The organism is Pseudoalteromonas translucida KMM 520 (genome assembly GCF_001465295.1).
Lineage (GTDB): Bacteria > Pseudomonadota > Gammaproteobacteria > Enterobacterales > Alteromonadaceae > Pseudoalteromonas > Pseudoalteromonas translucida.
In genome coordinates, this window is the sequence record NZ_CP011034.1 from 1522371 (window position 1) to 1534953 (window position 12583).

Annotated in this window: 13 protein-coding genes; 6 read left to right on the forward strand and 7 right to left on the reverse strand. The window is 38.5% G+C overall.

Features of this window, described 5'->3' with window-relative positions; genetic code table 11:
• Positions 1-3: 3 nt before the first annotated feature.
• Together PTRA_RS07275 and PTRA_RS07280 are read right to left on the reverse strand one after the other, a co-directional pair.
• Entirely contained in the window at positions 4-501 is a 498-nt protein-coding gene (locus PTRA_RS07275) for a PTS glucose transporter subunit IIA (RefSeq protein WP_058373261.1), read from the reverse strand.
• 3 nt (positions 502-504) lie between these two features.
• Positions 505-891 (reverse strand): ACT domain-containing protein, encoded by a 387-nt coding sequence (locus PTRA_RS07280; RefSeq protein WP_058373262.1) that lies wholly within the window; start codon positions 889-891, stop codon positions 505-507.
• Between the two features lie 410 nt (positions 892-1301).
• Between PTRA_RS07280 and yfbV the strand changes: the two genes are divergently transcribed.
• Positions 1302-1748 carry a terminus macrodomain insulation protein YfbV gene (gene yfbV / locus PTRA_RS07285; protein ID WP_011328017.1) on the forward strand — a complete coding sequence of 149 codons (447 nt, stop codon included), beginning with the start codon at positions 1302-1304 and terminating at the stop codon, positions 1746-1748.
• Positions 1749-1761: 13 nt separating this feature from the next.
• Here the strand turns inward: yfbV and PTRA_RS07290 are convergent, their stop codons facing one another.
• Genes PTRA_RS07290 through xthA form a run of 3 tightly spaced genes read right to left on the reverse strand, consistent with a single transcriptional unit; the run spans position 1762 to position 4038 of the window.
• Positions 1762-2583, reverse strand: a complete 822-nt coding sequence (locus PTRA_RS07290; protein ID WP_058373263.1) for a putative RNA methyltransferase — start codon at positions 2581-2583, stop codon at positions 1762-1764.
• Entirely contained in the window at positions 2580-3227 is a 648-nt protein-coding gene (locus tag PTRA_RS07295; RefSeq protein WP_058373264.1) for an energy-coupling factor ABC transporter permease, read from the reverse strand. Before PTRA_RS07295 ends, PTRA_RS07290 begins: the two co-directional genes overlap by 4 nt.
• 4 nt (positions 3228-3231) lie before the next feature.
• The gene (gene xthA / locus PTRA_RS07300; RefSeq protein WP_058373265.1) at positions 3232-4038 is read right to left on the reverse strand and encodes an exodeoxyribonuclease III; all 807 of its coding nucleotides are present in this window, start codon (positions 4036-4038) and stop codon (positions 3232-3234) included.
• A gap of 315 nt (positions 4039-4353) precedes the next feature.
• On the opposite strand from xthA, the gene PTRA_RS07305 reads away from it, so the two are divergent.
• The 3 genes from PTRA_RS07305 (at position 4354) to rluB (ending at position 6487) form a co-directional block, all read left to right on the forward strand.
• Positions 4354-4875 carry an EF-hand domain-containing protein gene (locus tag PTRA_RS07305; protein ID WP_058373266.1) on the forward strand — a complete coding sequence of 174 codons (522 nt, stop codon included), beginning with the start codon at positions 4354-4356 and terminating at the stop codon, positions 4873-4875.
• Between the two features lie 152 nt (positions 4876-5027).
• Complete coding sequence (gene scpB / locus PTRA_RS07310) at positions 5028-5618, forward strand: SMC-Scp complex subunit ScpB (protein ID WP_058373267.1); 591 nt, start codon at positions 5028-5030, stop codon at positions 5616-5618.
• Complete coding sequence (rluB, locus tag PTRA_RS07315; RefSeq protein WP_011328023.1) at positions 5615-6487, forward strand: 23S rRNA pseudouridine(2605) synthase RluB; 873 nt, start codon at positions 5615-5617, stop codon at positions 6485-6487. Before scpB ends, rluB begins: the two co-directional genes overlap by 4 nt.
• Before the next feature lie 90 nt (positions 6488-6577).
• On the opposite strand, the gene PTRA_RS07320 is transcribed toward rluB, so the two are convergent.
• Entirely contained in the window at positions 6578-7324 is a 747-nt protein-coding gene (locus PTRA_RS07320) for a YciK family oxidoreductase (protein WP_058373268.1), read from the reverse strand.
• Between the two features lie 206 nt (positions 7325-7530).
• Here PTRA_RS07320 and PTRA_RS07325 point away from each other — a divergent pair, with 206 nt between their 5' ends.
• Entirely contained in the window at positions 7531-9960 is a 2430-nt protein-coding gene (locus PTRA_RS07325; RefSeq protein ID WP_058373269.1) for a VolA/Pla-1 family phospholipase, read from the forward strand.
• A 100-nt stretch (positions 9961-10060) separates the two neighbouring features.
• A complete protein-coding gene (sohB, locus tag PTRA_RS07330) occupies positions 10061-11077 on the forward strand; it encodes a protease SohB (protein ID WP_058374553.1) in 1017 nt (338 codons plus the stop codon).
• Positions 11078-11163: 86 nt separating this feature from the next.
• On the opposite strand, the gene PTRA_RS07335 is transcribed toward sohB, so the two are convergent.
• Complete coding sequence (locus tag PTRA_RS07335; RefSeq protein WP_058373270.1) at positions 11164-12495, reverse strand: dicarboxylate/amino acid:cation symporter; 1332 nt, start codon at positions 12493-12495, stop codon at positions 11164-11166.
• Between the last annotated feature and the right edge of the window lie 88 nt (positions 12496-12583).

Sequence of the window (12583 nt, forward strand, 5' to 3'; positions counted from 1 at the left end):
AATCTACTTCTTTTTAATAATAGTTAATAAAGTATCGACACCCGCATTTACCTGCGAGTGTGAAAAGTGAAATGTACCTAGGCTGTGGCCATTGAGCAAAATTAAGCTTGCTAGCATAGGTGTGTCAAGTTCGCGTAAATCAAAATAAGCAAGGCGCTGGCCTTTACATATTTTGCTACCATATAACTGAGCTATGTGGGTATGGGTAATGTGTTGCGAACTCAAAATAGTTAAATTAATTAGTACTTTAAGGCCGTTTTTAGCTTGTAAAATAAACTCGGTGCCGGCATTTTTTACTTGCAGTAAAGTGCCATCAAATGGGGCTAAAATTTTATGGTTGCTTAGCTGTACCATAATGCCTGGCCCTAATGTGCCAAAGCGAAAAAGAGGTTCGGGGTGTTCGTTAAGTGCTATTACTTTTCCTGAAAATGGGCTAGTAATATTAATGGCATGACGAGGTAATTTATTTTGAGCTAAATAATCTATTGTTTGCGGTTTCATAAGTCACTCAAAAATTATGTTATAGCCATCTTTTTTTAAAGCGGTAATAGCTAAGTCTACGGTGTGTTTTTTTACTAAGATATAATCGGTATCGTAGGTCGAAATTGAAAATATAGATACCTTAGCTCGCGCCAGTACTCCCGATATATTAGCCATAATTCCTGTTAACGAAAAACCAAGTGGGCCAACAACTTCAAGCGCTTGCCAGTGCTGCTCACAATCTAAGCTATCAATAGTAAAGCTACTGGGGCATACAATTGATAGCTCATCGTGGGTTTTTGAAATAAAAAACAATGCCTGTTTAAACAACGCCACAGGTATGTCGGCATCAACCGCTAAACTGTGGATTGATAAAACAGTGCTATGCAATTGTAATGTTTGTTTTGACATTAAAAGCCCGACGAACAGCAATAACTATAAGGTTATAGTATAGATTATTAACCCTAAATTAAAGCAGTAACAGTAACTAAGCTAGTTGTGGTTACGTTAGCATAAGTAAGGGTAATTATGTTGTCCACATTTTCTGTGGATAACTGTGGGAATTGTGGCGTATAAGTGGTTTAACATACTGATTATAATGTCTAAAATTATTAGTTTAGAAAAGATCCATTTAGCACTTAATAGCGTATGTATTAATATTGAGGTGAAACCTGTTCATACTAAAAGGCCTTAAAGCATGAGTGATTTTTTACTCATTCAGTGCGTTTTTATGAAAATTCCATATAAAATAATTTGTGTTACACTATCATGATAACAACCAATATTATTGGTAGTGTTGATATTATGTATGAGGAGTCATGATGCAAAAAAGTGTGATGTCGCAAGTACAAATAGGGCGTGTGTACGCTAAAAAATGGCCAATGCGAAAAGAATTAGCCCCTTTGTTTGCTGAGTTTAAAGTAATAAAGGCGACAGAGTTGGCGATTACGGTAATGCCAATATTAGCCATGCTAACGTTATTTTTTCAGTTAAATTATCTTGGCTCTGACTTTTTACCGCAAGCAATTGCAAGCGCGCTTTTTTTTATATCGCTCCCTTTACAAGGTTTGTTATGGTTAGGAAAACGAGCGCAAACCGAGTTAGAGCCTGCTATGCAACGTTGGTATAACGAGCTTTATGCTAAAATGGTGGCTAATGGCTATCAAGCACAGCGCAGCGAAAAAAAGCCCCGTTACTTGGAGCTTGAAGAATTACTTAACGATATGTTTGATAAAATGGACAAAACGTTCACTAAAGAGCAATTTTAAGCGCCTGTTGCCTTTATATATGCGCAACAGCTACGCTTTTGTCTCTTGTAAATTGTGTAATATAAAACGATAAGGTGACACTGTGCTCACCTTTTCCTTCGAGCGCTAGCCAGTGCTCGGGTCTGAACTTCCACGCGAATGGTGTCATCATTATTAAGTTTTTAACGTCACTAAAGTTCAAGGTTACTTGCTCTGTGATGAGTGTTTGCGACGTTTGTGTAAACATTGCAGGTACTTCTATGTGTGTATGTTCATTAACACTTGAGTAAATATACTCTTTTAACTCTTTTAAATGCTGAGGTCCGGGGCTTGCCACTACGAGAGTTGAACCGGGTTTAGCAAGTCTTGCTAGTTCTTGAGTAAATAATGGTGCGAATACACTGACCAATACATCGGCAAAGTAGCTTTTAAAAGGTGCTTGGCTAATGGATGCCACGCTAAAGTGGCAATTGCTATAGCGTTTTGCCGCATATTTTACCGCCGCCTTCGATATATCAACTCCGTACACAGTGGCTTGAGTATTATTAGCTAAAGCTTGGGTGTAAAACCCTTCACCACACCCTAAATCAATAATATTATTAGCTGCTATATTACTAATAATTTGGCCAAGTTCGTGCTGTAAAAAAGCATAATAGTTGCGCTCTAAAAAAGCGCGCCTAGCTTGCACCATTTCTAATGAGTCACCAGGTTGTTTTGAGTTTTTTTGCTGTACAGGCAATAAATTTACATAGCCTTCTTTTGCAAAGTCAAAACTATGGTTGTTTTCACAGCGAAGCATATTAGCTGTTTTTATTAGTGAGTTGCTACACAGTGGGCAGCTATATTCAAGACTCATGAGCCTAGGTAGTCCTTATCGTAAAAAGTTTTTACCCAATGTGGGCGATAAGTGATCATAATTGTAATAGCCATACCGTTTAACATGGCCTCTGGCAGCCAAATAATAGCGCTTAAGTAAACGTAATTATCTGCTAATTGTTGCCAGCTATACTGACCAATAGCAAGATAAAATAATGCCCCTAAAGCTATTTTTATACAGGCGATAAACCCAGCCGTAATAAACGCACATACAAATATATAAACAAAAAAGTGGCGCGGTAAATACTGATAACTAACAATAAAAGCCAAGTAGCTCAATAAAATAGGGATAAATGCGCCAATAAGCAATTGCACTGGCAGTAACTCAAACTCAATTAAACCAAATGCGGCTAATAGCGCCGTTGCCAGAACACTACTTAAAATAGTTAAACGCCAACCGAGAATAAGTGTAGCTGCAGTAATACCTAAAATATGTAAATCAAGGCCCGTTAAAATGCCTGCTTTAATGCGCCATAAAACAGCAAACACCAGCGCACATGCAAGTACCCCAGTTTGGCGTATGGGTACTTTGTAGAGTGCTTTATAGGTCGCTTTATCAATACTAAATAAGCTTATAGCGATTACAAGGGCCCAAAGTAGCCCTTGCATTGGGAGGCTAAGCATTAGGTTATTTAAATTCAGACCAAATAGGGGCGTGATCCGATGGCTTTTCGATGCCACGTAATTCGTAATCTATACCTGTGTCTATACAACGCGCGGCTAGCTCATGTGTTGCAAGTACAACATCAATTCGCAGGCCTCGGTTATCTAAAAACCCTTTTGAGCGGTAGTCAAACCACGAGTATTGATCGCTGGTTTCTGGGTTTTGCTCTCTAAAGGTGTCTTTAAAACCCCAGTTAAGTAATGTTGCCAGCCATTCACGCTCTATTGGTTGAAAAGAACATTTACCGGTTTTTAACCAACGTTTAGCATTTACTTCGCCAATACCTATATCTAGGCTGGTAGGTGAAATATTAATATCGCCCATTACAATCACGTCTTCATCGGGAGTATGATTTGTTTGCAGGTGAGTCATTAAATCTTTATAAAACTGACGTTTATATGGGAACTTGGTTTCGTGATTAATGTTTTCACCTTGCGGGAAGTAACCATTCATTACCGTTAAATCACGGCCATTGTCTTGCTCTACGGTAACACTGATCATGCGTTTTTGTGATTCTTCAGTATCAGTGGCAAAACCTTTAAATACCGATTTAGGTTCTTTTTTGCATAACATAGCTACGCCGTAATGGGCTTTTTGGCCATGATAATAAACGTGATATCCCATTTTTTGTACATCTTCTAGTGGGAACGCTTCGTCATGAACTTTAATTTCTTGTAGGCCAATAATATCGGGTTGATGTTTGTCGATAATAGCTTGTAATTGATGAAGACGCGCACGCAGACCATTGATATTGAAAGAAATCACTTTCATAGCATATACCTTAAAATTGGTTCTATATAATGCGTTAAATTATATCAGTAAATACACTTACATAACACGCCCGAAACGAGGAAGTTATTGGCTGAACTTTTAAGTGTAAAAACACCCGTTGTTATGTCCGGTATTACACCAAGGCTTTTTGCAAAAATTACAAGGCATGAAGCAAAGCTTTCATTACTATAATGCGCTACGTTAGTTTTTTTACTTGTATTTTTATTGTAACTAATTGATTTTAAAAGGTTGATGTTTTTGGCATTTAACTTGTATTAGTTAAAGTGACATTAATTAACTACAAGGATACGTCTTATGAAAAAGTTAACATTAGCATCTACTATTTTAGCAACGTTAAGCTTAGCAGCTTGTGCATCTAACCAAGGGTTAGATAAAATTGATAGTGACTTTGCAAGTTTAGATAACGATAGTGATGGTTTTATTTCGAAAGTTGAAGCTGATGACGATAATATTTGGCAACACTTTTCAAATATTGATACTAATATGGATAATCAAATAAGTCGCAATGAATTTAATGCGTACATGCAATTAAATACCGGGAAAGTTGCCACAGACAGTGAAGTAAGCGAATCAGCATTTAAAGCGGATATTACTAAATTTGATAAAATACAAAGCAGCTTCTCGAGTTTAGATAACGATAAAAGTGGCTATATTTCGGTTGAAGAAGCAGACGATGATGATATTTCAAATCACTTTGGCTACATGGATGTAAATAAAGACAAACGTGTTAGCAAACGTGAATTTGTTACTTACATAAAAAAATATGGCAATGCAGTCGCTGAAGACGACGCACTTAAAAGCGCCAATAACAGCTAAGCACACTATTTTAAAGTGTGAGAAAGGAGCCAGTGCTGAGCACTGGCTTTTTTTGTGGCTTTGATTTACTAAATTGCTCGATATGTTTTCCTACTTTGCTGTAGTTCTGGCATAATAGTTGGCTGTGTGTGTTTATTAGTTTAAGAGCGTTTATGGTGGGTCGGCGAGTTAGTGATGAGCAATTAATTGAGATCATTGAAGCGGCGATTTTTGTTGCTGACAAACCGTTAAGTAAACGTCATCTAAAGGATGTTGTTTTAGCCGATTTAGCAATATCTATGGCGCATATAAACGATGCAATAACAGCAATACAAACACATTTTCAGACCCGTGGTATTCGTTTGGTAGAAGTAGGCAGTGGTTATCGTTTTCAGGCATGTAGTAGCTTAAGCCCTTGGCTAAGTAATTTATGGCAAGAACGCGCGCCCAAATATTCGCGTGCTTTGCTCGAAACGTTATCGCTAATTGCTTATAGGCAACCAATTACACGCGCCGAAATAGAACAAGTGCGTGGTGTTACTACGGGTTCAAATATTATTAAAACACTACTCGAAAGAGAGTGGATTAAAGTGGTAGGTCACAAAGAAGTGCCGGGTAAGCCGGCGCTATATGCGACTACTAAACAATTTTTAGATTATTTTTCGATAACAGGTTTAGATAATTTACCTGCCTTGCCAGAGCAACAGCAAAGTAAAATTAACCAGTTATTAAGTGATCCTTCTGTGAGAGAACCATCCGAATGAGTGTTATACAAGGTGAAAAGTTACAAAAAGTCCTAGCCCGTGCTGGCGTAGGCTCACGCCGTGAAATGGAAAAATACATTGACGCAAACCGCGTTAGCGTTAACGGAAAAGTGGCTAAATTAGGCGATCGTGTTGAAGAAACAGATTCAATTCGTGTTGATGGCCATACGGTAAAAATTGAAGAAAAAGCCGATAGAATTTGTCGCGTAATAATGTATAACAAGCCTGAAGGTGAGTTAAGCACGCGTAAAGATCCTGAAGGTCGTCGTACTGTATTTGACCGCCTCCCTCGTATTGATGGCGAGCGCTGGATTGCGGTTGGCCGATTAGATATAAATACCGCAGGCTTGATGCTGTTTACTAACGATGGTGAATTAGCAAACCGACTTATGCACCCCAGTTACGAAGTTGAACGTGAATACTCAGCCCGTGTATTTGGTGAAGTAACCAAAGAAACCATTAAAAATTTAACCCGTGGTGTTGAACTTGAAGATGGCCCAGCAAAATTTCTTACGGTTAACCCTATGGGCGGCGAAGGTATAAACCGTTGGTACAATGTAACGCTTAATGAAGGACGTAACCGAGAAGTTCGTCGTTTATGGCAATCACAAGAGGTGGAAGTTTCTCGCTTAATTCGTATTCGTTACGGTAAATTAGAGCTTGATAAGCGCGTACCACAAGGTGGCTGGATTGAATACGACCTAGACACAGTAAACTATTTACGTAAAACAGTTAAGTTAGGACGTGAAACACAAACTAAGCTTTCAGTAATGCCTGAAAAACGCAAAGATAAGCGTGCCAAAATAAACCAAATACGTAAAGCAGTTAAAAAGCACAATCAACGTGTAAAACCAACTAAACGTAAGTAACCTGCTATTTAGTTAAATTAAATTAGTTAGACATTAAAAAAGCCGCTCAAAATTTTGAGCGGCTTTTTCGTATCTACATTAGAGTAATAGCTATTTCTTTACTTGAGCGTCAAGCGACTCGCCATTTACATTACTCGAATCATCACTCATTAAATATAAGTAAGTAGGCATTAAATCTTCAGGTGTTGCGAGTTTATCTCGGTCTTCACCAGGAAAAGCACTAGCGCGCATTGAAGTACGTGTAGCACCAGGGTTAATACAATTAATACGTATATTGGTTTTACCTACTTCACATGCCCATGTTTGCATCATGCCCTCTACAGCAAATTTCGAAATAGCATAAGGGCCCCAAAACTCGCGACCTTTACGGCCCACGCCAGATGATGTAAATACTACAGATGCATTTTTAGATTTGCGCAGTACCGGAAACAGCGCTTTAGTGATCATAGCTTGCGCGGTGACATTAACCTTCATTATGTTTTCAAAGGTTGATGAGCAAAAGTGCTCAAGTGGCCCTAACGTGCCTAAAATGCCCGCGTTATTTAATAAGCCATCAAGGCAGCCAAATTGAGACTCTATCGTGGCAGCCAGATCGCGGTAGTTTTGCTTAGTTGCGCCTTTTAAATCCATAGGGACTATTGCCGGTTGTGGATAACCTGCTTTAACAATCTCATCATAAACACATTCTAGTTTATTAGTTGTTTTGCCTAATAAAATAACAGTTGCGCCGTATTTAGCGTATGTAATTGCAGCTACTCGGCCAATTCCATCACCTGCGCCAGTGATTAAAATAACTTTATCTTTAAGTGCATTTTCAGCAGCTTGATAGGTGTTCATAAATGTACCCATGGATGAATTTTTTTTGATTTTAACATAGCAAAACATTAAGTAATCGAATTTATTGTAAATTTAGGTGGCGAAAGTAGAAAGTTTACGTTAAGTTTAACTGGTCTAATGTCTCATTAATAAACTGATTACATTGTTTTAACTTAATATACTTAATAAACACACTATAAAAATAAGATATGTGCGGAGCCAACAATATGAAAAAAATGCTACTCTCACTCTCGGTTACAGCTGCTCTTGCAGGTTGTGGCGGCGGAGAAACGCTAGAAGATGTTAAAAACGATTCGGTTACAGTTATCCCAAAGGCGACGGTAAAGTTTGATCCCGCTAATGGGGTTATATCTGTACCCAATGATTTATTAATGAGCGGTACCCAAGATGGTACTTTAAATATTCCTGGGGAGTTAAATGACGCTAATGTGTCTATTCCTCGTGCTGCTTATGCTAACCCTCAACTTGCACTGGGTGCGCTTGATGGCTGGTCTACTCAAGTTCCTTTTAAAATAGATTTAACTTTCCCACCAAATGTAAGCCTAGATGCCACCTCTGCAGGTACACCAGGTTCAGTACGTATTTTTGAAGTAATAATGGGAGCAAGTTTAACCGATGAACAATGCTCACAAGCACCTGCAGGTGCTGCCTGTAAACTAGTGGGTGAGTTGCAATTTGGTGTTGACTTTATCACCCAAGCATCTGGTGATGCGGTGGCGGTTATTCCACTTAAGCCATTTAAAGCCGGCAGCTCTTATATTAATGTATTAACCACAGAGCTTAAAGACTCACAGGGGCGTGCTATTGAGCCGTCATCTACTTACGCTACAGTAAAACAAGAAGCGCCATTAATTACGCCATCGCAACTAGCGCTACAGGGGGCTGTTAATAGCTACGAAAATGTAGTGGTTAGTTCAGGCAATATTACTAAAGATGAGATTATTTTTTCTGCTGCAATGACCATGCAATCGGCAGGCCCAGTGCTTGGTACAATTAAAAAGTTATTAGCAGCGAGCCTACAAAATCCAAATTTACCGACACCAGCAATTACTGTACCTAATCAGCCAATGGTAAATGTGCAGCAAGTATTTCAATCACAAGGTGTTGCTGTGAGTGATGCCTTTAAAGGTGTGCAATACCAAAAAGGTAGCATTATGTTGCCTATGTATTTAGGTACGCCTACAGGTAAAGAAATTAGCGATTTAAACGACACTTATTGGCAAGGCATGTGTGATAACGCAGTTGCTGTATTGGGTTATAAAGCACAAGCAGGTGCTGCATTTCCTACTGATCCAATTAGTGAAAATGACGGCGCATGTGCCGCATTAAGCGATGGGAAATTACGTGATTTAGGGTTAGATAGCACGCGTCATTTAACCAAATATAACTCTATTCCTAAAGTGCAAAGTATGGCCAATGTGCCAGTGCAAGTAACTAAACCTATTTTGCCTATAATTAATGGTGTACGTGCAAGTTTAGAATTAGCACCTATTACTATGCCTGAAAGTGGCTGGCCTGTAGTTATTATGCAGCACGGTATTACTACTAATAAAGAAACTATGTTGACATTAACGGCGCAGCTTTCTATTCAGGGTTTTGCCACAATTGCAATTGATCACCCGCGCCATGGCGAGCGAGGAATCGACGTAGATGCTGACGGTATCGATGATTTTAATGCAACCACAGGTTCGGTACTTAGTTATATGAACCTAAGCTCATTGCTTGTTGCCCGTGATAGTTTACGCCAATCAAGCGCCGACTTATTAGGCTTGCGTCTTGGTCTAAACTTTATTAATGATACAACTATAAACAGTAAAGATGTGACTTATGTTGGTCACTCACTGGGTTCAATTGTAGCGCCGGCGTTTATTGCCCAAGCAAATAGCCCAATGGCTGAAACACTTGACCCACTGTTTAACGTTAATACAGTTGCGCTTGCAAGTGGCGGCGGTGGTATTGCCAGTTTCTTACTAGAATCACCTGCGTTTGGCCCATTTATTCAAGGCTCGGTATTATCACAAGCAGGTACAACCGAAGCCACTGAATTTAATGCATTTTTACAAGGTGATGCAATTTCTAACTGCGGTGTGTTACTGCCAAATATGCAAGACTTCCTATCATGTGGTTACACCGAATATGCAACGGCTTTAACTATGGCTGGCGAAACGGGTAAGCTGGCAAATATTAAAGGCGTAATGACTCAATTTGCTTTTGCAGCGCAAACTGCACTAGATAGTGGCGACCCAACTAATTATGCCGCAACCGTTAAAGCACTCGAAACGCCTGTATATATGAACGTGGTAGTGGGTGATGGCGCAGGCAATAAGTCAGATCAAGTTATTCCTCCAAGTGTTGCTAGCAATCCGCTTGCAGGTAGTTTACCACTGGCCAACTTTATGGGCTTAGAAACAGTGAGCACATCACAAGCACCTAGTGCCACGCCGTCTAGCTATTTAGTTAAATTTACTAAAGGGCATCATGGTTCAGTATTAACACCAGCGCCTAGTGAAGAGGCGGGTTCGGATGCTGCAGGTAGCTTAGCTGCCAACTCTGAAATGCAATTGCAAATTGCAACTTACTTAGCCGCTCGTGGTCGTTTGTTGTTAATTACAAATAGTGATGTTGTGACCGATTAATAGCTTACAACGCAATTAAGTAACCAAAGCCACTGTTTAGTGGCTTTTTTTTGTTAAAAAGCATGCTAAATTAGCTGAAATTTATAAATGGAGAAAAGTGTTGGAATTTTTATACGAATACGGTTTGTTTTTCGCTAAAACGGTTACTTTTGTTATTGCTATAGCCATTATTTTAATGCTGATAGTTGGTGCGGCAGTTAAGCCAAAAGCTAAAAAAGGTGAAATACAAATAGATAATATATCTGAGCAACTAGATAATATTAAACAAAGCTTTTTACACAATACTTTAGGTAAAAAAGAACTTAAAGCACATCAAAAAAAGCTTAAGGCAGACAATAAAAAAAATGACAGTAAAGAGCCAAAACCGCGATTATATGTGGTTGATTTTATAGGCAGTATGGATGCACATGAAGTAGAGAGTTTAAGAGAGGAAATAACCGCTATTATTTCTATTGCTGATGCGAGCAAAGATAAAGTACTGATTCGTTTAGAAAGTGGTGGTGGGGTAGTTCATGGTTATGGGCTGGCAGCTTCACAGTTACAGCGCATTAAAAATGCAGGTATACCTTTGAGTGTTGCTATAGATAAAGTGGCAGCAAGTGGTGGTTATATGATGGCTTGTGTTGCTGATGAAATTATTGCAGCGCCATTTGCTATTGTAGGCTCGATTGGCGTAATAGCGCAGATACCTAACTTTAATAAAATATTAAAGAAAAACGATGTGGAATTTGAGCAAATAACCGCAGGGGAGTTTAAACGCACCCTTACTTTATTTGGCGAAAATACTGATAAAGCGCGTGAAAAATTTCGTGAAGAAATTGAGCAAACTCATGGTTTATTCAAAACTTTCGTAAGCACACAGCGCCCAAGTTTAGATATAAGCTCAGTGGCTACAGGTGAGCATTGGTTTGCAACTCAAGCAATTGAGAAAGGCTTAGTGGATGTTATAAAAACCAGTGATGATGCCTTGCTTGAACAACAAGATGAGCGCCAAATTTATAAGATTAAATATAAGATTAAAAAAGGTTTAAGTGACAAGTTAGCACTTGGTTTTAGTAGTGCAGTTAATAAGGCCGGGGTTAATTTAGTTTCTAAGTTTAAATCATTAAACCCATAAATAGTGGATTACTTTAAGCTTAATTAGCTTTGGCCAATAAAAAACCCTTGAACTAATCAAGGGTTTTTTTAATGCGAAGTTATTTATTAACTCATAGGTTTACTTATGTTTTCTAAATCTTTCGCTGCATTAGGGTCATTATAAATAGACTCATCTAACTGACCTTCAGACTTAGCAACCACACAGGTAACCATACAGTCACCCGTAATATTAACTGCAGTGCGGGTCATATCTAGTAATCTATCTACACCAATAATTATTGCAATCCCCTCTACTGGTAGGCCAACTTGATTAAGTACCATAGCTAACATAATTAAGCCAACACCCGGTACGCCGGCTGTGCCAACAGACGCTAGCGTAGCCGTTAAAATTACCATTAAGTAATCAGAAATGGTTAAATCAACACTAAACACTTGTGCAATAAATACAGTGGCAACCCCTTGCATAATGGCAGTGCCATCCATGTTTATGGTTGCACCTAGTGGAATAGTAAATGAAGCGACAGAGTTATTAACCCCGAGTTTTTTAGTGGCTGTTTCAAGAGTAATTGGCATAGTTGCACTTGAGCTTGAAGTACTAAAACCAAATAAACAAGCGTGTTTCATTTTCTTTAAAAAAGTTACAGGGTTTAAACCCGTCAATAGTTTTAATAACAAACTGTAATTTACAAACGCATGTAATAATAAAGCGGCAACCACTACAAAAAAGTACTTAGCCAAGCTAACAATTAAGTTTAACTCTATGGTGGTAAATAACTTTGCCATTAAGAAAAACACCCCGTAAGGCGCAACGTTCATTAACAAAGTAACTAGTTTTAAAATTACCGTATTTAGGTCTTCAAAAACAACGGCTACGCGTTTTCCTGCATTACCACTAAGTGCCATAGCAATACCAAACAGTAATGCGAAAACAATAACTTGTAGCATATTACCTTTTGCCATAGCTTCAAAAGGGTTGGTTGGAAACATATCTATAATAACGCGCGCTAAGGTAGGTGCCTCAGATACGTCGTAACTTGCATCTGTTGGCAAATCAATACCCACGCCAGGGCTAAACAGTAAAGCCAAAGTAATAGCCAGAGTAATAGCTAAGGCTGTGGTAATTAAATATAAACCAATTGATTTACCACCCAAACTGCCTAATTTTTTAGGATCGCTTAAGCTACATGTGCCACACACTAAAGATACAAATACTAAAGGAACAACCAGCATTTTTAAGCTGGCAATAAATATTTGCCCACCAATGTGAAAAATTCCATCAACAAAAAAAGCTTTAATTGGCAAAGAGAATAACCCAAGTGGTATTAGGTAATCGTCTTCACCAGCTAATATAGCTTGAAATAAAAAGCCTACGGCAATACCTAGTGCCATGCCTATCATTATGCGAGTTGTTAAGCTCATTGAACGTATTTTCGACATATTCCCAATCTATTTTTTATAAATTTGGCACAGCCTACCAGCATGTAAATATTTATACAGAAAAATTTATTAATAATTTAAATTTTTT